This is a genomic window from Devosia sp. CAU 1758 (genome assembly GCF_054482695.1).
The window spans coordinates 113968-136286 of the sequence record NZ_JBTLRJ010000001.1 but is presented as its reverse complement, the minus strand read 5'-3'; the positions used below and the strand labels follow the sequence as shown (position 1 = coordinate 136286).

18 protein-coding genes are annotated in these 22319 nt (G+C 61.9%); 6 read left to right on the top strand and 12 right to left on the bottom strand.

Going from position 1 to position 22319, the window contains the following annotated elements; genetic code table 11:
• Positions 1-76: 76 nt before the first annotated feature.
• The 5 genes from ACXYMS_RS00660 to ACXYMS_RS00640 all read right to left on the bottom strand — a co-directional run bounded on the left by ACXYMS_RS00660 (position 77) and on the right by ACXYMS_RS00640 (position 8044).
• Positions 77-1693 carry a peptide ABC transporter substrate-binding protein gene (locus ACXYMS_RS00660; protein WP_458903102.1) on the bottom strand — a complete coding sequence of 539 codons (1617 nt, stop codon included), beginning with the start codon at positions 1691-1693 and terminating at the stop codon, positions 77-79.
• A 311-nt stretch (positions 1694-2004) separates the two neighbouring features.
• A complete protein-coding gene (locus ACXYMS_RS00655; RefSeq protein WP_458903101.1) occupies positions 2005-2163 on the bottom strand; it encodes a hypothetical protein in 159 nt (52 codons plus the stop codon).
• Positions 2160-3443: an acetyl-CoA C-acetyltransferase gene (locus tag ACXYMS_RS00650; RefSeq protein ID WP_458903100.1), complete on the bottom strand. Its 1284-nt coding sequence runs from the start codon at positions 3441-3443 to the stop codon at positions 2160-2162. The genes ACXYMS_RS00655 and ACXYMS_RS00650 overlap by 4 nt, the downstream gene beginning before the upstream one ends.
• A gap of 13 nt (positions 3444-3456) precedes the next feature.
• Complete coding sequence (locus ACXYMS_RS00645) at positions 3457-5418, bottom strand: 3-hydroxyacyl-CoA dehydrogenase NAD-binding domain-containing protein (protein WP_458903099.1); 1962 nt, start codon at positions 5416-5418, stop codon at positions 3457-3459.
• Between the two features lie 160 nt (positions 5419-5578).
• Complete coding sequence (locus ACXYMS_RS00640; RefSeq protein ID WP_458903098.1) at positions 5579-8044, bottom strand: acyl-CoA dehydrogenase; 2466 nt, start codon at positions 8042-8044, stop codon at positions 5579-5581.
• Between the two features lie 494 nt (positions 8045-8538).
• Here ACXYMS_RS00640 and ACXYMS_RS00635 point away from each other — a divergent pair, with 494 nt between their 5' ends.
• From ACXYMS_RS00635 to ACXYMS_RS00620, 4 genes are read left to right on the top strand one after another with little or no spacing between them, the layout of a single operon-like run.
• The gene (locus ACXYMS_RS00635; protein ID WP_458903097.1) at positions 8539-10251 is read left to right on the top strand and encodes a long-chain-fatty-acid--CoA ligase; all 1713 of its coding nucleotides are present in this window, start codon (positions 8539-8541) and stop codon (positions 10249-10251) included.
• Positions 10248-10643 carry a MerR family transcriptional regulator gene (locus tag ACXYMS_RS00630; protein ID WP_458903096.1) on the top strand — a complete coding sequence of 132 codons (396 nt, stop codon included), beginning with the start codon at positions 10248-10250 and terminating at the stop codon, positions 10641-10643. The genes ACXYMS_RS00635 and ACXYMS_RS00630 overlap by 4 nt, the downstream gene beginning before the upstream one ends.
• Before the next feature lie 50 nt (positions 10644-10693).
• Positions 10694-10948, top strand: coding sequence for a type II toxin-antitoxin system Phd/YefM family antitoxin (locus ACXYMS_RS00625; RefSeq protein ID WP_458903095.1), 255 nt, complete (start codon positions 10694-10696; stop codon positions 10946-10948).
• Positions 10945-11205, top strand: a complete 261-nt coding sequence (locus ACXYMS_RS00620; protein ID WP_458903094.1) for a Txe/YoeB family addiction module toxin — start codon at positions 10945-10947, stop codon at positions 11203-11205. The genes ACXYMS_RS00625 and ACXYMS_RS00620 overlap by 4 nt, the downstream gene beginning before the upstream one ends.
• Before the next feature lie 3 nt (positions 11206-11208).
• Here the strand turns inward: ACXYMS_RS00620 and ACXYMS_RS00615 are convergent, their stop codons facing one another.
• The 3 genes from ACXYMS_RS00615 to ACXYMS_RS00605 all read right to left on the bottom strand — a co-directional run bounded on the left by ACXYMS_RS00615 (position 11209) and on the right by ACXYMS_RS00605 (position 14193).
• Positions 11209-11514 (bottom strand): UvrB/UvrC motif-containing protein, encoded by a 306-nt coding sequence (locus ACXYMS_RS00615; RefSeq protein ID WP_458903093.1) that lies wholly within the window; start codon positions 11512-11514, stop codon positions 11209-11211.
• A gap of 112 nt (positions 11515-11626) precedes the next feature.
• Positions 11627-13192: a cisplatin damage response ATP-dependent DNA ligase gene (locus ACXYMS_RS00610; RefSeq protein WP_458903092.1), complete on the bottom strand. Its 1566-nt coding sequence runs from the start codon at positions 13190-13192 to the stop codon at positions 11627-11629.
• A complete protein-coding gene (locus tag ACXYMS_RS00605) occupies positions 13189-14193 on the bottom strand; it encodes a ligase-associated DNA damage response exonuclease (protein ID WP_458904559.1) in 1005 nt (334 codons plus the stop codon). The genes ACXYMS_RS00610 and ACXYMS_RS00605 overlap by 4 nt, the downstream gene beginning before the upstream one ends.
• Before the next feature lie 187 nt (positions 14194-14380).
• On the opposite strand from ACXYMS_RS00605, the gene ACXYMS_RS00600 reads away from it, so the two are divergent.
• Positions 14381-15394: an alpha/beta hydrolase gene (locus tag ACXYMS_RS00600; RefSeq protein WP_458903091.1), complete on the top strand. Its 1014-nt coding sequence runs from the start codon at positions 14381-14383 to the stop codon at positions 15392-15394.
• Here ACXYMS_RS00600 and ACXYMS_RS00595 read toward each other — a convergent pair.
• From ACXYMS_RS00595 to ACXYMS_RS00580, 4 genes are all read right to left on the bottom strand, one after another.
• Positions 15391-15978 (bottom strand): exopolysaccharide biosynthesis protein, encoded by a 588-nt coding sequence (locus ACXYMS_RS00595; protein ID WP_458903090.1) that lies wholly within the window; start codon positions 15976-15978, stop codon positions 15391-15393. The two genes, ACXYMS_RS00600 and ACXYMS_RS00595, sit on opposite strands and share 4 nt — an antisense overlap.
• Positions 15979-16028: 50 nt before the next feature.
• A complete protein-coding gene (locus ACXYMS_RS00590) occupies positions 16029-18935 on the bottom strand; it encodes an insulinase family protein (protein WP_458903089.1) in 2907 nt (968 codons plus the stop codon).
• 85 nt (positions 18936-19020) lie between these two features.
• On the bottom strand, positions 19021-19995 hold the full coding sequence (locus ACXYMS_RS00585; RefSeq protein WP_458903088.1) for an aldo/keto reductase: 975 nt from the start codon (positions 19993-19995) through the stop codon (positions 19021-19023).
• 104 nt (positions 19996-20099) lie between these two features.
• On the bottom strand, positions 20100-20765 hold the full coding sequence (locus tag ACXYMS_RS00580) for a GntR family transcriptional regulator (RefSeq protein ID WP_458903087.1): 666 nt from the start codon (positions 20763-20765) through the stop codon (positions 20100-20102).
• Positions 20766-21024: 259 nt separating this feature from the next.
• On the opposite strand from ACXYMS_RS00580, the gene ACXYMS_RS00575 reads away from it, so the two are divergent.
• Positions 21025-22305, top strand: a complete 1281-nt coding sequence (locus tag ACXYMS_RS00575; protein ID WP_458903086.1) for a Gfo/Idh/MocA family oxidoreductase — start codon at positions 21025-21027, stop codon at positions 22303-22305.
• Positions 22306-22319 lie beyond the last annotated feature (14 nt).

Sequence of the window (22319 nt, the reverse complement as noted above, 5' to 3'; positions counted from 1 at the left end):
CGGGGCGCGGTGTCCACTGCGCGCCGCACCGGAGAAAAGATCGTGGGGCCGAAGGGCCCCACGATTTCGTTCGGGATTACTCTTCCGACTTGGTCAGCCAGCGGGTGCGGTGGACGTCCTTGGCATTGTCTTCAAAGCCGGAAATATAGGGCTTCACGACGTTCTTGGAGACGTACCAGTAGATCGGGATCGCACCGAACTCATCCATCGCGATGGCTTCGGCGTCAGCCAGCATCTGACCGCGAGCTTCCAGATCCAACTCGCTTGAGGCATCGGCCAGTAGAGCATCGAACTTTTCGTTCGAATAGCGACCGTAATTGTTGCCCCAGTTCATGGTGCCTTCCTGCTCGATACCGGTCTTGAGCAGATCGAGCGTGTTGGACGGGTCGTTGTAGTCGAGCAGCCAGCCAGCACGGCCGACCTGGAAATCACCGGCACGCAGGGCGTCGTAGTGCACCGCCACTTCCGAGTTGAACAGCTCGACATTGACACCGATGGGCTCCCACATGGCGGCAATCGCCACGGCGATGCGCTGATGGTTGTCATTGGTGTTGTAACGCAGCTGCAGGTCCAGCGGCTTGTCCGGGCCATAGCCAGCCTCGGTCATCAGCTCGGTGGCCCGGGCTACACGCTCCTCATAGGGCATGTCTGCCCAATCCGGCTTGTAAGCCTCTTCGACATAATTGCCGGTACCGGGCGGCACCCAACCGTAGGCGGGGATTTCGCCGGTACCGAGAATGTCCGGACCGATCACATCGCGCAGGATCGAGATGGAGAGCGCCTCGCGGACGCGCACATCGTCGAACGGAGCAACTTCCTGGTTGATCACGTAATAGTATACGCCCAGGAACGGCTCGACATGTGTCTCGCCCGGAATGTTTTCCTGCATCCAGGCATACTGGTCGGACGGGAAGTCCGTCAGGATATCGAACTCACCTGCACGATAGCGATTAAGCGCTGCGGCCTGATCTTCGAGTACGTGATAGTAGACCTCGTCGATCTGTACGTTCTCGGCATCGTAATAGTCTTCGTTCTTTTCCGAACGCACATAGGAGCCAGGCAGCCACTCGACGATCTTATAGGGACCGTTGGCAGCGATATTTTCCATCTCGATCCAGGCATCGCCATGCTCTTCAACCAGGTGCTTGGGCACAGGGAAGGCAGTGTAGTGGGTGAGCGCGTCGAGGAAGAACGGGGTTGCTGCCTCCAAGGTGATTTCGACTGTCTTGTCATCAAGCGCCTTGACGCCGAGCTGGTCGAAATCGGTGATTTCGCCCGAGTTGATGGCGGCCGAGTTCTTGATCGGATACTGCAGATAGGCGTAGTCCGAAGCGGTTGCAGGGTCGAACAGCCGCTGGAAAGCGAAGACGAAATCGTCAGCCGTCACGGGTGTGCCGTCGGTCCACATCGCATCTTCACGCAGCTTGAACGTATAGACGGTGCCGTCCTCGGAAATCTCCCAGCTCTCGGCCTGACCCGCAATGGGTTCGCCGCCGGCATCCTCGGTCACGAGACCTTCGATATAGTCGCCAACGACGCGGTTTTCCCAGTCGCCTGACACCTTGTGCGGATCGAGCGAACCAGGGTCACCGCCATTGTGCATCTGGAGCGTCACGGCCGATGCTGCAGTGCTCATCATCAACGCAAACGCGCCTGCGGTTGTCACCGCTTTAAGAGCTGTGGTGATTTTCATTCTCGTCCCATCTCCTTGTGGAATTCTTGACGTTTCTCTGACTGGCTGCCTTTGACGACGGTCAGCTCATTTCATTGCCACCGGTTTTTACCCGGCGGTCAAGATTGGTGGACGGTATTACGCTATTCCGTCCACTGACAAGCAAAAGATTGACCTAAGCGTCATCGAGCGGCCGGATGTGAACATTCTTGACCACACCTGCTTTTGAGCATGAAATTACGTCTCGTTTGGCAAAACCGGATTCAAATACCAGTAGCTGCTTGAGCCAGCCCCGGACAAGCAAGCCTGTCCTAAAGGAACCCCTGCGTAACCTAGCCAAGCAAACCGCTGCGTTGCACAAAAAAGATGGCGAGGGCGACCGCACCCAGCACAGCGAATGGCACCCAGCCCGGCATTGGACTGCGCGGCTTGTTATTTGGCGGCTCGGGTTGCTTCTCGGGCTGCCGGAATTTCAGGATATTGTCGCTCATGCAGCACTTTCCACCAGCGCCGCGACGCCCATGCCACCTGCTGTACACACCGAGATCAGCGCCTTCTTATTGGCCTCTGTGGAAAGCAGCTTGGCCGTCAGGCCCAGGATACGCGCGCCGGTCGCCGCGAAGGGATGGCCATAGGCCAGGCTCGATCCCTTCACGTTGATCCGGGTCGGGTCGATCTCGCCCAGAACCTCATCGCGTCCCAGCACGTCCTTGCAATAAGCCGGATCCTTCCACGCCTTGAGCGTGCACAGCACCTGCGCCGCAAAGGCCTCGTGCAGTTCGAAATAATCGATATCGCCGAAACCGAGACCCGCCCGCTCCAGCATCTCGCTGACCGCAATGGTCGGCGCCATCAAGAGGCCCTCGCCATGGGCAAAGTCGTTGCCGGCGACGCGCCCGGTGGTGAGATAGGCCTGGATCGGCAGCCCACGGGCCTTGGCCCATTCCTCGCTCGCCAGCAAGATGCCCGAGGCACCATCGGTCAGCGGCGTTGAATTGCCGGCCGTCAGCGTACCCTGGCCGCTGGATTTGTCGAAGGCGGGCTTGAGCGTCGACATCTTCTCCATATTGGCATCGGCACGCACATTGTTGTCGCGCACCAGCCCGGCGCACTGCACCAGGAGGTCATCGTGGAAGCCTTCATCATAGGCGGCCGCCGCATTGCGATGGCTCGCAACGGCCAGAGCATCCTGCTCCTGCCGCGTGATGCCCCACTCCTTGGCCATCAATTCACAATGCTGGCCCATGGACAGTCCGGTACGCGGCTCGTTGACCGATGGCGCTACCGGGGTCAGCTCGCCAAAGGAAAAGCCCTTGAAGGCGCCCAGCTTTTGCCCGGTGGTCTTGGCGGCATTGGCATTGAGCAGCCGATGCTGGAATTTCGAGCCGAAGACGATGGGGCTGTCGCTCACACTGTCCGATCCGGCAGCGATGCCGCTCTCGATCTGTCCCGAGGTAATCTTCCCGGCCAGCACAAGCGCCGCCTGGAGGCTCGTGCCACAGGCAATCTGCATGGTGGTGCCCGGCGTGCGCGGCGAAAGCCCCGCATCGAGCAGCGCCTCGCGCGCAATGTTGAAATCGCGCGAGTGGTTGATCACCGACCCGGCAATCACCTCGTCGACCTTTTCGCCCTTGAGGCCGAACTTGTCGGCCACCCCGCCCAGCACCGCGGCAAGCATGGACAGATTGGTTTCATCCGCATAGGCCGTGCCGCCACGGGCAAAGGGAATGCGGGCCGAGCCGATAATGGCAACGCGCTTGAGTTCGCTCATCTGTGTCTTCCCCTTACGCGCGGCCATCGGCCCGAGCTTTCATTGGTCCGCCCAGGAACGGCGCAAATCCGGTCCCCATGATAACCCCGATATCGGCCAGTTCGGGCGAGGCAACGACACCTTCGCCCACCACCACTTCGGTCATGTCGACCAGCGGCTTGACCAGTTCCCGGCCAAGGCCGGCGAGATCGGCATGGGGCGGTGTTTCGGCCTTGATGGCCTTGCCCTTTTCCCATTTGTAGAAGCCCTCGCCGGTCTTGCGGCCAAGCTTGCCTTCGGCGATCAGTCGCGCGAAGCGGCTTTCCCCGGGCACCGAATGCCCAAGCTCGGTCGCCACCGACTTGCCGACATCGAGCCCCACCGTATCCATCAACTCGATCGGCCCCATAGGCATGCCGAACGCGACGGCGGCGGCATCGAGCAATTCCTTGCTCTCGCCCCTTTCCACCCGCTCCACTGCGCCCAGCATATAGGGCATGAGCACCCGGTTGACGAGGAACCCCGGCGCCGACTTCACCACCACCGGCGACTTGCCGATAGCCAGCGCGAAACTGGCGCCCTTGCCAATCTCTTCGTCAGTGTTGAACGTCGAGCGGATCACCTCCACAAGCGGCAGTTGCGCCACCGGGTTGAAAAAGTGCAGCCCGATCAGCCTGGCCGGATCCTTCAGCGCCTCTGCAATGCGCTCCAGTTCGATGGAGGACGTATTGGTCGCCATGATGGCGCCGGATTTCAGCTTGCCTTCCAGCCCCGAAAAGATCGCCTGCTTGACCTCAAGTTTTTCCACCACCGCCTCGATGATCACATCGGCGCGGGAAACGCCCGTGCCCTTGGGGTCGGGCACCAGCCGGCTCATGGCGGCATCGATCTCGCGCTTCTTCTTGTAGCGCTTCTGGAACAGCTTCTTGGCCCGATCCAGCGCCGGCTTGATGCGCTCCATGTCGAGATCCTGCAGCGTTACGCTCATGCCGCGATAGGCGCACCAGGCGGCAATATCGCCGCCCATGACCCCGGCGCCGATGACATGCACCCGCGAGAATTTCGCGCCTTTGATGCCTTGCTTCTTGAGACCTTCGGATAGGAAGAACACACGCCTGAGATTGGTCGCCGTGGGCGAACCCATCAGCGGGACGAAGCTGTCCACCTCACCGCGGATCATTGCCCGCCAGTCATTGCCGTGCTTCTCGAACAGGTCGATCAGCGCATAGGGCGCCGGATAATGCTCCTTCTTCGCCTTCTTTCCGGCCTGCTTGCGCATCTGGTTGGCCACGGCCTCGCGCACCAGCGGCAGCGCCATGAGCTTTTTGCTCCAGCCCGCCTCGCTCGACTTGCGCTTCTGGAGCACCGCCTTGCGACCTTCCCAGCGCAGCATGTCGCGATGGCGCACCAGCTTGTCGACCAGATTGAGGCCTCGCGCCGCACCAGCCCGCAGCATCCTGCCGGTGAGCATGATGCCCATGGCGTCGACCGGGCCCGCCTGACGGATCGAGCGGCCGGTGCCGCCAAATCCGGGAAAGATGCCCAGATTGACTTCGGGGAAGCCGAGCCGCGTCTTCTCGTCATTGACGGCGATGCGATAATGGCAAGCCAGCGCCAGTTCCAGCCCGCCGCCAAGGCAGAAGCCGTGGATCCCGGCCACGACCGGCACCTTGAGGCTCTCGATCCGCGCAAACAGCGCATGGGTGCGCCGAAGCGCCTCGGGCAGGACCGAAAAATCGCTCATCGCGTCAAATTCGCTGACATCGGCGCCGGCAATGAAACCCGAATTTTTGCCCGAGAGAATGACCACGCCCGCCAGTTCACCGGAACCGGCCAGGTCCTCGAAGCGCGACACCAGCGTTTCGAGCTCCATGATGGCTTCGCGGCTCAGCGTATTGACCGAGGCCTCCGGCGTGTTGATCGTCAGCCAGCCAATCTTTTCGAGATCGGTGTGGAAGCTCCAATGCTTCGTATCGGTTGCCTGTGGGGCGATCATGGTTTTCCTCATTTCCCCGGCTTTGCGCCGCCTTGTTTGATCCGGCTGTCTCCACAACCGCCAAGCCGCCCCCGGGCCTGACCCGAGGGCCACACAACAAATCCGCCTGTCTCAGGTGGTCCTCGGGTCAAGCCCGAGGACGGCACTGGGTTTCGGGATGCTATTCAGCCGCCGCCCGCTCGTCCGTTGGCTTGAGCACGTCCATCTCGAAATCATCGACGTTGACGGCATTATTAGTCGCTTCATCCGCGGCCCTCATGATGCCGGCTTCGTTTTCGTTCAGCACGCCGGCAGCCACCGCATCGGCAATGGCATCACGGTCGAGGCGTCGCTCAATGACACCCTTGCGCGCGGCCTTGATGAACCGGGCTTCGATCTCTTCTGCTTCGGTCACTTTGACAAAGGCATCTTCCAGAACGCCCGTAACGTCATTGGGGTCCATGGAAATATAGACGCCGGTCGTCAGGCGGTCGCGGAAGGCGCCCGGACGCAGCACCGCGCGCACGAAACGATAGTTGACCCGGTCCGAAGCCGGCTTGGCATGGCGCCCCAGCGGGAAGCACAGCACCCGCATGGCCCAGGCAAAAACCGGATTGGGGAAATTGGCGAACACCTCGGCGAAGGTCGCTTCAATCGAGGCCACGCGGTCCGCCATGATGGCCTCGACCAGTTCCTTATCCTCGGCAATCGAGCCTTCTTCCTCGAAACGCTTCAGGGTTGCCGACATCAGGTAGAGATCGCCGAGGAGATCGGCCATCCGGCCCGAGAGCTTCTGCTTGCGCTTGAGCGCGCCGCCCAGCACCACCGTGGTCCAGTCGGCCACCAGCGCGAAATCCTGGGTATAGCGATGCAGCCGCCGATACCAGATCGCCATCGACCCCTGATTGGGCGAGGATGCGAAGGCGCCATTGGTCAGCCCGTGCAGGAAGCTGGCCACGATATTGCGCAGCATGAAGCCGGTATGGCCGCCAAAGGCGCTGTCAAAGGCATCGAGCCCTGCCTTGCGATCCTTGTTTTGCACCGCCTGAATTTCGCGGAGCAGATAGGGATGAGCGCGCAGCACGCCCTGGGCAAAGGTCATCAGCGTGCGGGTCAGAATATTGGCCCCCTCCACCGTGATCGCCACCGGCAGCGCCTGATAGGCGCCGAACAGGTAATTGCCCGGACCGTCCTGGATGGCGCGGCCACCCTGGATGTCGAAGGCGTCGTCCATGCTGTCACGCATGGCTTCGGTCGTGGTGTATTTGAGCAGGCCCGCAATGACGGCGGGGCGCTGACCCTCGTCGACCATCGAAGCAGTCAGTCGTCGCGTCGCCTCATACATGTAGGCGCGCTTGACCATCTCTCCGAGCGGCTCGGCGACGCCTTCCATGATGCCGACGGGGATGCCGAACTGACGGCGCACCCGGGCATAGGCCGAGGTGGCGCGCAGCGTCTGCTTGATCGAAGTGGTCCCGATGGCCGGCAGCGAGATGGCACGGCCGGTGGAGAGGCACTCCATCAGCATGCGCCAGCCCTGCCCGGCATAGTCGGTGCCCCCGATCAGGAAATCCATGGGCACGAACATATCCTTGCCGCGCACAGGTCCATTCATGAAGGCCTGGCGGGCGGGATAATGCCGGCGGCCGATATCGAGGCCCGGATGGTCATGCGGGATCAGCGCCAGCGTGATGCCGATTTCGGCGCCCCGGCCGAGCAGATTGTCCGGGTCCTTGAGGATGAAGGCCAGGCCCACCAGCGTCGCCACTGGCGCCAGCGTGATGTAGCGCTTGTCAAAGCTCAGGCGCACCCCGAGCACTTCCTTGCCCTCATGCATGCCCTTGGTGACGATGCCGATGTCGCGCATGCCGCCGGCATCCGAACCCGAATGCACGCCGGTCAGCGCAAAACACGGCACTTCCTGGCCATTGGCGAGGCGATGCAGGTATTTTTCCTTCTGCGCCGGCGTGCCATATTTTTCCAGCAATTCGCCGGGCCCAAGCGAATTGGGCACCATGACGGTGATGCCGGCGGCCACCGAGCGGCTGGCTATCTTAGAGACGATCATCGACTGCGCCTGGGCCGAGAACCCAAGGCCCCCATGCTCCTTGGCAATCAGCATCCCGAGAAATCCCTTGGACTTGAGAAAGTCCCAGAGTTCGGGCGACAGGTCGGCGCGGTTGTGACGAATATCCCAGTCATCGATCATCCGGGCGGCCGTTTCGGCCGGCCCATCGAGAAAGGCCTGCTCGTCCGCGGTCAGGGTCAGCGGGCGGATTTTGGTCAGCTTGTCCCAGTCCGGCCGGCCGGAGAACAATTCGGCATCCCAGCCCACAGTGCCGGCATCAAGCGCCTCCTGCTCGGTGCGGCTCACCTTGGGAAGGATGGATTTGACGGCGCCATAGACCGGGGCGGTCAGCACCACCATGCGGATCGGCTTCACCGCCAGCACCAGCAGCAGGACGCCGAACGCCACCAGTACCCAGGAGAACCAGCCCAGTTCATAGACCGTACTGCTCTGGGTGAAATCGAGGCCGGACAGCAATCCGATGGCCGCAAAGGCGGCGCCCCACTGCCACAACGGGCTTTCCCGCATAGAAAGGGTGGCAAACACGACAAGACTGATCGCAACCAGCAGAAGGGTCATCGCCCTTTTCCTCCTCAAGCGTTTCCGGAAACAGTGGCGCCCACCTGATTCCTAGCGGAAACCTGCAAACAAAGAGTGCTCAGCGTTTCAGGGAAACGTAAGCGGCTCCGGGACGGCTGCGAACCCGCTTGGCGGGGGTCGCGCCGGTCGTTTTCCATATGCCGGACCGATTGCCGCCACTTCAGAATCGGCCGGTCTTCCCCTTGCGTTCGCGCACCATAGCGCGAGACCTAGGTTGTGTAGAGACCAGTTTACCCAAGTTTACGTATAGGTCAACCTATGACCCAATGCGTCCGATATCGCGCGGCACCTGTGCTCCTCCTTCCCGTTTCCAAAACTCCCCGGCAGCAAATTGACGCTAACGTAAAGCCGTGTGATATTTGCAGCCTGATACCTGAACGCCAGGGCGCCCCGAGCGCCGGTCCAACGAGACCCGCAGGCATCCACATAAGGGGAAACCCGCGTGCCTTGGGGCATTTGGAGGAGGAAACGCCATGACCGCTGCCAGCTCGAATGAGAGTCTTCGCCCATGGATCGCCAGCTATCCCGACGGGATTGTCTGGGACGACGCCATCGACACGACGCCGGTGCATGAACAGGTCCTGGCCGCCTGCGCCCGAAACCCCAATGGAGTGGCCCTCGATTTTCTTGGGCACACCACCAGCTTTGGCGAACTGGCCGACAGGATCATCGCCTTTGCCGGCGCCCTGCAAAGCCAGTTTGGTGTCACCAAGGGCACGCGCGTCGCGCTGATGCTGCCCAATACGCCTTTCTACCCCATCGCCTATTACGGTGTGCTGCGCGCCGGCGGCACCGTGGTCAACTGCAACCCGCTCTATACAATCCCCGAGCTGGGCCATATCACCGCCAATGCTGGCGCCGATATCATGGTCACCCTCGATCTTCAGCAGATCTTCGAAAAGGCCGAGGCTTTGCTGGCCGCCGGCCACGTCAAGAAATTGGTCGTTGCGCATTTCCCCAACGCTTTGCCGCTGGTCAAGAAGATCCTGTTTTCGGTGGTCAAGCGCAAGGACCTGGCCAAGCTCGGCCAATCGCCCCATGTCGCCGCGGTCACGTCCTTCGGGAGCCTCCTGGCTCGCAAGGATACTCCCAGAGCCGTCAGCATTGACCCGACAAAAGACATCGCCGTGCAGCAATATACCGGCGGCACCACCGGCATCCCCAAGGGCGCCCTGCTCACCCACGCCAATATCTCGGCCAATATGAGCCAGATCGACAAATGGGGCTGCGGCCTGTTCCTGCCTCCCTCCAAGGTCGTAGCCGTTCTGCCCTTCTTCCATATCTTCGCCATGACCGTGTGCATGAACGTGCCGCTGAGCAATGGCACGCCCGTCATCATGCTGCCCCGCTTCGAGCTCAAGGCCCTGCTCGGCATTTTTGCCCGCACCAAGGCCAATGTGCTGCCCGCCGTGCCCACACTGCTCAATGCTCTGGCGCGCGCCGACAATGTCGGCCAGCCCGAACTGGCCTCGCTGGAAGTCGCCATTTCCGGCGGCGCCGCTCTGCCCGACGAAGTGCGTCATGCCTTTTCGAAAAAGTCCAAAGCGCTCCTCGCCGAAGGATATGGCCTCACCGAAGCCTCCCCCGTGGTCTGCTGCGCCGCCCTGCGCGTCCCCTCGAAACCCATGTCCATCGGCCTGCCCCTGCCGGGCACCGATATCCGCTTTGTCGATGTGGACAGCGGCAAGGTTGTCGGCATTGGCGAAAATGGCGAATTGCAGGTAAAGGGCCCACAGGTCATGACCGGCTATTACGACAATGCCGAAGCCAGCAAAGATGCCTTCATGGACGGCTGGCTGCGCACAGGCGATGTCGGTCACATGGACGAGGACGGCTATGTGTTCCTGGTCGATCGCATCAAGGACCTCATCATCTGCTCGGGCTTCAACGTCTATCCGCGCACCATTGAGGAAGCGACCATGACCCATGAGGCCGTGGAAGAGGTCAATGTCATCGGCGTCCCCGACGACTATCGCGGCGAAGCGCCCGTGGCCTATGTCAAGCTCAAGGCGGGCCACAGCGTCAGCGAAGCCGACCTCAAGTCCTATCTCGCCGAACGGCTCAACAAGCTCGAAATGCCCAAGGCGATCATCTTCAAGGATGCCCTGCCCAAGACCCTGATCGGAAAGCTCTCCAAGAAGGAACTGCGGGAGGAATATGCCCAGACCAAGGCCACAAAATCGTGACCGGTAAAGGCGCGGAAAACCGGGACCTGTTCTCGATTGCCGACCTCGCCAGCGAGTTCGGCATTTCGACCCGTGCGATCCGCTTCTATGAATCCAAGGGCCTTCTCTCTCCCGAAAGGGTGGGCGCCACCCGCATTTTCCGCAAACGCGACCGTGCCCGGCTGATCCTCATCCTGCGCGGTAAGCGCCTCGGCTTCACCCTGCGCGATATCTCCGATTATCTCAGTCTCTACGACGCCGACCGCGCCCAGCAGGTCAATCTCCTCGCCGGCAAGGTCGACGAGCGGATAGCCCTGCTCGAGCGGCAGCGCGATGACCTGGAAACAACTATCTCCGAGCTACGCCAGATCAAGAAACTGGCCGAAGACCGGCTGATCCAGAAGGCGGGCTAGATTGAATTTTTGTACAAGATAGCGTACATACCCTCCCCAAGGAGAGCCTCATGCGCGCAAAATCCATTTCTGAGTTTCGCAAGAATATCGCGGCTGACATTGATCAGGTCGTAGTCGACCAGGAGCCGCTAATCGTCACCCGCGCCGGCGGGAAAGAACCCATTGTGGTCATGTCGCTGGCAGAATTCGAGTCGTGGAAGGAAACGCTGCACCTCAACAGTTCGCGTGCCAACGCGGATCGTCTCGCACAAGGTCAGAGAGATTTCGAAGCAGGAAAGGGCATCGCGGTCGAGTGGCCTGAATGAAGCTACTTTTCACCGAGACAGGCTGGGAAGACTATCAGCATTGGCTTTCCTCAGATGCAGACACCTTCGCCAAAGTACAGGCGCTGCTGAAGGACTGCCGACGATCGCCTCACAGCGGCATTGGAAAGCCCGAGCCGTTGAAGGGCAATCACAAGGGCTGGTGGTCTCGTCGGATAACCCGGGAGCACCGGCTGGTTTATCGCGTGGAAGGTGACGTGCTTTGGGTCAACCAGTGCCGGTTCCATTACGACCGCTGACTCTCACCCCCGCCCCTTGTGGTTCTTCGTCATCATGTCCGGCTTCTTCGGCTTCACCCAGCCCTTGGGCGGCTGCCGCAGCGGTGCATTGGACCCCAGTCCGATCTGTCCCGGCGGCGCCTGGCCGACCGACACCTCGACCCGATTACCGTCCTCATCCAGAATGACATCGGGATCGCCGTCCTCGCCCTTGAGCCGGGCGATCTCGTCCCGCAGCGCCGCTGCCTTCTCGAAGTCGAAATCCGCTGCCGCTTCGTTCATCTGCTTTTCCAGCGCCACAAGCCGGGCGTGATTGCTGCGTGATGACATATTCTCTCTCCGCCTCCACGGCGTGCCCTCCCTCCCCCTTGTGGGGAGGGTAGTGAAGCTAGGTCCGCCGGACCGTAGCGAAACTAGGGTGGGGGAACCGGCGCTCACCGCCCTACCCCACAAACGCGTCCATATCCTCGAGCCGCGCCGCCTCGCTGGCCGGCTTGTCCCAGCGTATCCGGTTGATGCGTGGAAAGCGCAGCGCCACGCCCGATTTATGCCGCCCGCTTTTCTGCGCGCTGTCGAATGCCACCTCGAACACCAGTTCCTTCTTCACCTCGCGCACCGGCCCGAAACTGCCAATCGTATTGGCGCGGATCCAGCGGTCGAGCTGTTTCAGTTCTTCGTCGGTGAAGCCGAAATAGGCCTTGCCGATGGGCACGATCTCATTGCCCTTCCACACCCCGAATGTGTAGTCCGAATAGAATGAACTCCGCTTGCCATGGCCGCGCTGGGCATACATGAGCACCGCATCCACCACATTCGGGTCGCGCTTCCACTTGAACCAGAACCCTTTGGGCCGACCCGGCACATAAGGCGCGGTGCGCAGCTTGATCATCACCCCCTCATGGCCATGCTCGTCCGCCCCCTGCCGCCGCAGTTTTGCCAGATCCTCCCAGGTCCCAGACGGCAGCAATTCGGAAACGTCCATGCGCGTCTGTGGGTTGTCGGCAAACCACGCCTCCAGCCGCGCCCGCCGCGCTTCCCAGCCCAGCGCCCTTATGTCCTCGTCGCCATCGAACAGCAAGTCATAGACCCGTACAAAGGCGGGCAATTCGGCCATCTGTTTTGCCGTCGCCACCTTCCGGTTCAGCCGCTGCTGCAGATCGTTGAAGCTTCTCGCCTCAAAATCGTGTCCCACCAGAAGCTCGCCATCCAGAACTCCCCGCCCCATGGCCGCTTCGACCACATCGGGAAAGCTGCCTGCAATGTCGTCGCCCGTGCGCGAAAACAGCGAGGCCCCCTCCTTGCCCAGCACCAGCTGCACCCGAATCCCGTCCCATTTCCACTCCGCCGAGAAGTCACGCGGATCGAGTTTGCCGAAATCATTCTCCTCGATAGGCGTCGAGAGCATCAGGGGATGGAACCGTGCCGTGTGGTCCACCTCCGGCCGGCCCGCCTTCCCCTCCAGCCAGGCAAACAGTTCTGCATAAGGCGGCTTGAGCCCATGCCAGACCTCCTCGATGACCTGTAGCTCCACACCGCTCATCTCGGCCAGCGCCGTCTTGGCCAGCCGCGCCGATACGCCAATGCGCAATGCCCCGGTCGCCAGCTTGATCAGCGCCCAGCGTTCGTGGATCGCCGCCTGGCTCAGCAGGTCGCCAATGACCTTGGGCAGGTCCGCCTTGCTTGTGGTATTGAGCAGCGCCACCAGCGCGCTCAGCTGCGGCAATTCCCCCGTGCCGTGATGCGGCCAGATCAGCGCAATCGTCTCTCCGAGATCGCCCACATAATCATAGCTCAGCGCAAAGAGCGTCTCGTCCACCTCGGCCAGCACCGTCTGCTTGAGCAGCGCCGGCTTCACATTGCTTATGTCCATCTCGCCGGTCAGTACCGCGAGCGCCAGCCCGCGATCCGGGTCCGGCACCTCGGCAAAATATTGCGCCAGCGCCGCAATCTTGCGCGTGCGCGATGGCGTCAGGGCGAGCAGTTCCAGCAGCTCGGCAAAGCGCTTCATGCCCCGCCCTCCCCGCCGTCATCGTCCAGCCCCGGCAGCGCCAGCGGCTCTGCGTCCAATCCCTGCTGCTTGCACCAATAGACCAGCGCATCCTCGCGCCCATGCGTCACCCACACGGTTCCGGCACCGCTTTCGAGGATGGAGCTATTGAGCTCGCCCCAGTCGCAATGGTCCGAAATCACCAATGGCAATTCCACCAGCGCCTGCCGCGCTCGCTGCTTGATGCTCATCCAGCCTGAGGCCTGGCATACCACCGGATCGGGGAAACGCCGGCTCCAGCGGTCCCGAATGGCCGAGGGTGGCGCAATCACGATCTGCCCTGCCATGGCCGGTTTGGGCATGCCGGTCGCCGGGATCAATTCACCGAGCGACACGCCCAGTTCCTCATAGAGTTCGCACAGCCGGATCATCGCGCCATGGAGATAGATCGGCCGGTCCCACCCCGCGTCACGCAGCAGCGCAATCACCCGCTGCGCCTTGCCCAACGCATAGCATCCGACCAGATGGCTACGCTCAGGCTGGTCGGAAACCGATTTCAGCAGCCGGGCGATCTCGTCGCGTGGATCGGGATGCTGAAACACGGGTAGGCCAAACGTCGCCTCGGTCACCATCAGGTCGCAGGGAACCGCTTCATAGGCCTCGGCCGTCCGATCGGGCAGGCGCTTGTAGTCGCCTGTCACCAGCGCACGCTGTCCCTCGGCCTCGATTCTCACCTGCGCCGAACCCAATATATGCCCGGCTGGATGCAGGCTCACCACGGCACTATCAATCCGCAGCCGCTCGCCGAATTTCAGCGCCTCGAACCGCCCCGCGCAATCCTCGCCATAACGCACTTTCATGATGGCAATGGTTTCCGGGGTCGCCAGCACCGCTCCATGGCCGCTGCGCGCATGATCGGCATGGCCATGGGTGATGATGGCGCGCGGCTTCGGCATGCTGGGATCGATCCAGGCATCGATAGCGGGACAATAAAGGTCGCGATTGAGGATGGGCTGGACCATGAGACGCACAACGCCGCTGGAGGAAGTCCGGTTCATCACACCCTATCCCGGCCTCCTGACACATGGCGTCACCATTGGTAGCTCTCCCTCTGGGGCAGAGGTCGGCGCCCAGTGCCGGGTGAGGGGGTCTTTCCTCTTGCTACCGGCGCCGGTCTATTCCAAACCGGATCAAAACCAGGAGCCAGACATGCGCAAGACCACCCACGCCCCCGGCACCATCCATCGCCTCTCCGTGGACAGCAAGGCGCTGGCCGGCAACCGCCTCGACGACCCGACCACCCGCATTGTCGACGTCTATGTGCCCCACGGCCATGACGGCGCCGATTTGCCGCTGCTGGTCGATCTGGTGGGCTACACCGCCGGCGGCCCCGCTCACACCAATTGGAAGAGCTTTACCGAAAACCTGCCCGAGCGTCTCGACCGGCTGATCGGCGACGGCACAATGGCGCCGGTGGTTGTCGCCTTTCCCGATTGCTACAGCCGCCTCGGCGGCAATCAATATGTGAACTCCCCGATCATCGGCAATTATGAGGATTTCCTCATCGCCGAAATGCTGCCCTTTGTGGAAAGCCGCTTCTCCTGCGGCGGCACCGGACGGCGCGGCGTCTTCGGCAAATCCTCGGGCGGCTTCGGCAGCCTGGTCCATGCCATGCGCCATCCCGACATCTGGGCCGCCGCCGCCAGCCATTCAGGCGATGCCGGCTTTGAAAACCTCTATCTGCCTGAATTTCCCGCGACGCTGCGCGCCCTCGCCAAGTCGGACAATTCCATTGAAAAATGGCTGACCGCATTCGAGGCGAAAAACAAGATAGATGGCAAGGACACCCTCGTTCTCATGATCCTGGCGCAGGCCGCCAGTTTCGATGCTGACCCGGACCCGGAAACCTTCCTCGGCCTCCGCCTGCCGGTCACGCTCGACACCTGCGAACTGATCGAGGAGCGCTGGCAGAACTGGCTCGAATGGGACCCCGCCCGCATGGTCGAAACCCATGCCGACGCCATCGGCAAGCTGAAAGGCTTCTTCCTCGATTGCGGCACCGAGGACCAGTACAATATCCTCTATGGCACAAGACGCATCCACAAGATGCTCGAGGCCCGGGGCATCGCCCACCGCTACGAGGAATTCCCCGACAATCACTCCGGCGTCGACTATCGCATGGATATCAGCCTGCCATACCTTGTCGAGGCTTTGAGTAGCTAGAGCACAAAAGCAAGCGCCAGCGAAACCAGACCCAGCACCAGCCCTATCCAGCCGATCGCCAGCAGCCCGTCGCGCGCCGTGATCGCCAACCCATAGACGGCAATGATTGCGCCAGCGCCGGTCGAGGTGAAGGGAACAATTTCCATGACCGGCATGACTGCCCCCACCAGCACGCAGATTACGGCGCCAAAGCGCCGCATCCCACTCCCCGTCAGCGGCCTCACGCGATCCTTGACCACCCTGTCCGCGGCTTGGCTCACCGGTCCCAGGAACTTGACGAATTTTTGGGCCCGCTTGGCCGGGATACATCTTTCCGTTAGCCATTTGGGCAGCCAGATGTGCTCCCGCCCCAGGACCAATTGCCCCGCTACAAGGATTGTATTGAGCCCGACCATCGTCGCCATGCCGGGCACAATGCTGAGCGGCGAAACCACCAGCAACGCTGGCAGTAGCAACATCGGCCCTGCGGCGCGCTGCCCGGCGATCTTCTGCACGGTGCTTATGGAAACATCCTCGCCGGCATCGGCCCGCTCTTCGAGCTGCCGGACCAACGCGCCGAGCGCGCCATCACCAACTGATACCATCAGGATGTTCCTTTCCCCATGGCAACGCCGATGGCCGAAGCGCCGTTCCGCTATACGACCTTGCTGACCTCCAGCAGTCCCGGCCGCTTCTCGTTTGCCAGCTTGATCGCCGTCTCGCCACCCAACACCACGACATGGCCCTTGGCGGCCACCAGATCGATTGCATCGGCCAGCGCCAGGAAATCAGCCTTGCTTGTGTTGAGGATTTCGTCGCGCCGCTGCTGGCGCAATTCATCCGAGGTGCCATTAAGGATACGCCACATGGCCGAATAGCCCTTGGCATCGGGAAATTCCGGCCGGTCGAGATCGCCGATCACCCCAATCACCGACCGCACCAGGTCGGTTTTCCCGATCTCCGCCCTGAGGGCCTTGGCGGCGCCGTCATAGGCGTCCAGCGTCTTGAGGAGATTGGGATCACGATAGGAGAGGAAGGCGAAATTGCCCGAGGCCAGGTCGAAGCGGCTCGACCCACCATAGGCCCCGCCCTGCACCCGCACCTTGTCCCAGAGATAGGTGGTGTTGAGGAGGCGCAGCGCCACGGCGGACGCGGCGCTCAATTCGATACCCAGCGCCTTCAGATTAGCGCCCTTGCCGACATAATTGACCTGCGCCGGGATCACCAGACCCTCATTTTTCGGCGCGAAACTGTGACTCCAGTCGGCGTCGGGCAATTGCTCTTGTGGCAAAATCTCAAGGAAGTCGCCAAGCTCTCCCTGTGCCCTCTCCCATAGCGCCTGGTCTGCCGTCAGATTGGCCACCATGCGCCCGCGATTGAACAGCGTGTCGCGAATGCGGATCAGTGTCGCCTCGACGCTCGGCCAATCATTGTCGATGCGCTTGACCAGCCCCTTGAGGAAATCGAGATAGCTGATCCCGCCCATCTGTTCGGCAATCCAGCCCGCCTCGGTCAGCCCGGCCTTGATGCGGGTATCGGCAAAGGCATTGCCCGCCGGCACCAGCCGTGCCTCGAACCCGGCCTTTTCCTCGAGCGCCATCTGGCGGAATCGATCACGATTGGAAAGCTGGGCATCGAGCAGCACCTCGCCCATGATCCCCAGCATGTCACCGAACTTGTCCGGCACCGCCTTGCCCGAAAGGAAAAACCAGGCCGCGCTTCCCGCGCCATCCTGGCGGCTGGCAAGGCCCCGATGCTGGGATATTCCGCCCGTCGTCCGCCCGATCCGCTGCGTCAGGGAGACAAAGTCTTCCCTGCTGGTCCCGGTCTGCAGCAGCGCCCGCCCGAATAGCGGCAGATAGGGCAGGAGCGACTTGTCCAGCACATGCAGGTCAAAACCAAGATCGAGATACAGAATGCCCAGCGTCGGCAGGTCGTGATGGAGCGTCCGCACGCCAGCAATCACGCTTTCCTCGGTCGGGACCGTGCGGATATCGCGATCGAGGTCCTTGAGCGTCAACGTCGGGATTTTCGCCAGGTCCTCGGGTCTGTCGATGGCCTCCTGTAGCGCTTTCAATCGCTCGCCACGCTCAAGCACATTGGCCAGGGCCGCCTCGTCCAGCCCCGCCCGCACGTCGGCCAACCGATCCGCTTCCACCTTCGCCTCGCGCGCCGCCTGTTCGGGATCAGCCTCGATTTTCGAGGTCACGCGATGCGGATTGTCGAGGAAGAGCCGGCGGATTTCGCGCTCGAAATGTCCCGATGCGGCCTTCTCCTTGAGCTTTGCCAAGGCATCCTCGAACACCAGGGGCGCCAGCGGATCGCCGCCATGCAACCAGCCACCGAGCGCTGTGAACATATAGGTCATGCCGCGCGGATAGGAGCCGGTATTCTGCTCGCGCAGATTGAACTCGAACGTGTTGAGCGCCGCTTCCCGCTGCTCGGCGGAAAACCCGGTCCGGGCGATCTCCTCGAGTGTTTCGAGCACCAGTTTCTCGACCTTGTCGGCATCGGCCGGATCGGCGCCCTTAAGCCCGAAACCGGCCATGGGCTGGCGCAAATGGGTGGAAATGCCGCCCCCGATCGTGCCTTCGCCCAGCCCGCTTTCATTGAGCTTCTTGCGCAGCGGCGCCGCCGAATTGCCCGCAAGCAGATAGCTCAGCAGACCAAAGCTTAGCGTTTCCTCGCGCGTTTCGGGCGGATCGAGCATCCAGTTGACCGACACCATGCTGTCGCGGCGCTTTTCGGGATCGATGGTCCCCGCATAGGTACCGCTGACGCTGCGCGGCGCATTCCAGCGCGGCTGCAATTTCACCTCGGCGTCGACATCGAGCCTGTCGAACTGGCTGAAAAACGCATCGAGAATATCGAGGCGCTTTTCGGGCGCATCATCGCCCGAAAATACCACCCGCGCGTTGGACGGATGGTAATAGGTCTGGTGGAAGCGCTTGAACTGCTCATAGGTGAGTTCGGGAATGACCCTGGGGTCGCCGCCAGAACTCCTGCCATAGGTCGTATCCGGATAAAGCGCGGTCTGTGTCTGCGTATGCATCACCGAGTCGGGGGAGGAATAGACCCCCTTCATCTCGTTGAACACGACACCCTTATAGACCAGCGGCGCATCCGGGCTTTCCAGCTCGTAATGCCAGCCCTCCTGCTCGAACGTGTCCTCGGTGATCAAGGGAAACAGCACCGCGTCGAGATAGACATCGACCAGATTGTAGAAGTCCTTGAGATTCTGGCTGGCCACCGGATAGGCGGTCTTGTCGGGGAACGTCATGGCATTGAGGAAGGTGTGCATGGACCCCTTCAGCAGCTCCACGAACGGCTTCTTGACCGGATATTTACGGCTGCCGCACAGCACCGAATGCTCGAGGATATGCGCAATGCCGGTCGAATCCTCGGGCGGCGTCTTGAAGGTGATCCCGAAAACCTTGTTCTCGTCCGCATTGACGAGGCTGAGCACCTCCGCCCCGGTCTTTTTGTGCCGGTAGAGCAGGGCCTGAGAATTGATCTCGGCAATGCTCTCGTCGCGGACAAGCTCGAACGCAGGATGGGACATGAGGCGTACTCTTTTTGCTTTTAGGTGCCCTAACCTAGGTATGGCCGGGTTGATCCGCTAGGGGCGTCACGGTCGCGTGAGGCCGTCACACCCCGCCCCGAATCTCCGGCTTCACCTCGTCCTCATACCATTGCCCGAGCTGCTTCATCAGCGCCGGGAACAGGCTCTTGCGCTCGCTGGCCGCGACGTTGTCGGCAATCTGCTCGGGCTTGGAGACCCCCGCAATCACGGTCGACACCTGCGGGTGGTCGAGCACCCACCGGAGCGCAAACTGGCTCATGGGCAGGCCCTCGGGCGCAAAACCCTTTAGCGTCTGCACCAGTTCGACGCCCCGCTCGAAGGGAATGCCCCCAAAGGTCTCGCCCACCGAAAAAGCCGCGCCATCGCGATTGTAGTGGCGATGGTCGCTTTCGGCGAATTGGGTGTCCTTGTCATATTTGCCGCTCAAAAGCCCACTGGCCAACGGCAGCCGCACGATCACCCCGACATCCTTCTCGGCCGCCTTGGGCAGAAGTTCGCTCGCCGCATCCTGGCGGAAGAGATTGAAGATGATCTGCAGCGTCGCGCAGCCGGGCTGGTCGAGGCAGATCAACCCCTCCTCGATGGTCTCGACGCTGGCGCCCCAATGCCGCACCAGTCCCTCGGCCTGGAATTCATCCATCCAGCCAAAGATCGCGCCGTCGCGCAGCACCGGCGTCGGCACGCAGTGCAATTGCGCAAGGTCCAGCGCATGTACGCCCAGCCGCTTGGCCGAACCCACGAGGCTCTCGCGCAGTCCCTGCTTGGAATAATTGTCGGGAAACAGCCCGCCGCCGCGCCCCAGCTTGGTCGCGACCACGACATTGGGCCCCCTGGCATGGGCACCGATGCGCGTTTCGCTCAGGCCCCCGCCATAGACATCGGCCGTATCCCAGAAGCTGATCCCGGCGGCCAGCGCATGATCGAGAATGGCATTGGCGGTGTCATCGCCCACCGGCCCGAAATCGCCGCCCAGCTGCCAGCACCCCAGGCCGATTTCACTGACATCATAGCCCGTCCTGCCCAGCCGCCGCGTCTTCATGCCTGTGTCTCCGATATTCTTTGAAGTTGGCGCAACCTATTGGTGCCACCGCTCAAGAACAAGGGCGCCGCAGCGCCCCGGTTCCATTCCGCATCCGCCCCAGCCTATTCGAAATAGTCCGGAAAATCCTCGATCGTCTGGTTGAGCAGCACCTCTGCCCGGCCCAGATGCGCCCGCATGGCGGCTTCCGCGCCGGCAATATCGGCCTTGCCGACCGCCTCGGCTATTCTCTTGTGCTCGGCGATGGCCCGCTGGCTGGAAGAGACCCCAAGCGTCAGATAGCGCACCCGATCCAGCTGCATCTTGTGATCGTCAATCAATTGCCACGCATATTCTACCCCGGCCAGCCGGGCCAGGGTCCGGTGGAACAGCTCATCGAGCTTGTGAAAGCGGCGGCTGTCATTGGCGGTCGAGGCCGCTTCCTGGTCGGCGATCAGCCCCGCCAGGACCTCCGACGCCTCCCTACCGGGATGCGAGGCCACCCGGCGGATGATCTCGACCTCGATGCTTTCGCGGATAAACCGGCTCTGGCGCACCCCGTCGGGCGAGATTTTCTTGACCACGGTGGCGCGCTTGGGGCGGATCAGCAGAAGGCCCTGCTGCGCGAGGCGGATAAAGGCCTCCCGCACCGGCTGGCGCGATACGCCATAGCGCCCCGCAATATCGCTTTCCGAGATAACGTCGCCGGGCTTCAGCGCCATGCTGACGATGTCGTCGCGCAGCGCGACGACGACCCGAAAAGCAATGGTCCCCTCCAGACTGTCCGCCACATCGCCTCCCGAGCGGGCTGATTCCTTTCCCGGACCATGGGACGGATAGGGCTTTCGCTGCTTGTCTCGTTTGCCGTCTTCCACAGAATTCTGGCCCCAAACCCTGGCAACCGGCATGCGCGACGCCGTTCCGGCCTGCCCGTTTCCGCAATTGTCGAAAGAAACTATACATTTCCCCTATCTTGTATGGTAGATGCTTTCTCGCCCCTCCTCCCGAGGCGGCAGCGCTCATAATTGTACCGAGACCGGAGAAAATCGAATGGCCAAGACCTACGCGCTCGTGGGGACCGGAGGTCGCGCACGGATGTTCTATGAAGCGATCCTGGGGCCGCATCGCGAACAGTCCCGGCTCGTGGCCCTGTGCGATACCAACCAGGTGCGCATGGATTTCACCAATTCGGTCATCGAGACGGAACTGGGCGGCCAGAAGGTCCCCACCTACAAGGCCGCCGATTTCACCAGGATGATTACCGAGCAGAAGCCCGATACCATCATCGTCACCTCGATTGACCGCACCCACGACCACTACATCATTGCCGCGCTCGAAGCCGGTTGCGACGTCATCACCGAAAAGCCGATGACCACCGACCCCGAAAAGTGCCAGGCCATTCTCGACGCCGTCGAGCGCACCGGAAAAGAGGTTCGCGTCACCTTCAACTATCGCTATGCCCCGCACAATTCTGCCCTGCGCGAATTGATCGCCGAAGGCGCCATCGGCAAGGTCACCTCGGTGCATTTCGAATGGCTGCTCGATACCCGCCACGGCGCCGACTATTTCCGCCGCTGGCACCGCGACAAGCGCAATTCCGGCGGCCTCATGGTCCACAAGTCGACCCACCATTTCGACCTGGTCAATTTCTGGCTCGGTAGCCAGCCCGACACGGTCTTCGGCATGGGCGATCTCAAGTTCTACGGCCGCGCCAATGCCGAGGAACGGGGCGTCTTCACCCCATACACCCGCACCACCGGCGTCGAGGCGGCCAAGGACGACCCCTTCGCCATCGATCTCACCAGCAACCCGGTCCAGAAAGGTCTCTACTGGGACGGCGAGAAGGAAGACGGCTACCAGCGCGACCAGAACGTCTTCGGCGACGGCATCTCCATCGAGGACACGATGAATGTCATCGTCCGCTATCGCAACAAGGCGGTGATGACCTATTCGCTCTACGCCTATGCCCCCTGGGAAGGCTTCAACGTCGCCATCAATGGCACCGGCGGGCGCCTGGAACTCACCGTGCACGAGAATTCCTACATCAATGCAGGCGCCGGCTCGGAGACCGAAGGCGCCGCCAAGGGCGTCAAACTCTACCACTTCCCGCTGCATGGCGAGCCGCGCGTGATCCCGGTCAAGCATGGCGAAGGCGGCCATGGCGGCGGCGACAAGATCATGCTCGAGGAAATCTTCGGCGATGCCACGCCACGCCCCGGCTATGGCGCCGACCACCGCGATGGCGCCCTCTCCATCCTCACCGGCATCGCCGCCAACAAGAGCTTCGCCACCGGCCTGCCGGTGGATGTGAAAACCTTGGTCAAGCTCTGAAGGCAGGCGCCGCG